The sequence below is a fragment of the Bacillus sp. GbtcB14 genome, assembly GCF_019091205.1.
Taxonomy (GTDB): domain Bacteria; phylum Bacillota; class Bacilli; order Bacillales; family Bacillaceae_G; genus Bacillus_A; species Bacillus_A cereus_AG.
The window spans coordinates 1-248 of sequence record NZ_JAGXJT010000239.1 but is presented as its reverse complement, the minus strand read 5'-3'; the positions used below and the strand labels follow the sequence as shown (position 1 = coordinate 248).

The window sequence follows — 248 nt, the reverse complement described above, 5'->3', positions numbered from 1 at the left end:
ACATCATTCAGCGCACCCCCGTCATATGAGAAAATAAAATACCAAATGTATCCCATTATCAGCGGACTGATAATGACGGGCAGGTAGACGATCGTTCTTGTGAGCGCCTTCATTTTTGAGCTCTGATTCAAAAGCAGCGCATATAAAAGCCCGAGCAAATTCTGAAAAAAATTGTTCCCGATGCCGTAAAGCAAAGTGTTTTTCACAATAAGCCACGTGCCCGGATCTGTAAAAAGCCTTTTATATTG

At 41.9% G+C, this 248-nt stretch carries 1 pseudogene; it reads right to left on the bottom strand.

Going from position 1 to position 248, the window contains the following annotated elements:
- Nucleotides 1-248: pseudogene (locus tag KVT31_RS29815) on the bottom strand (sugar ABC transporter permease); the annotation flags it as partial.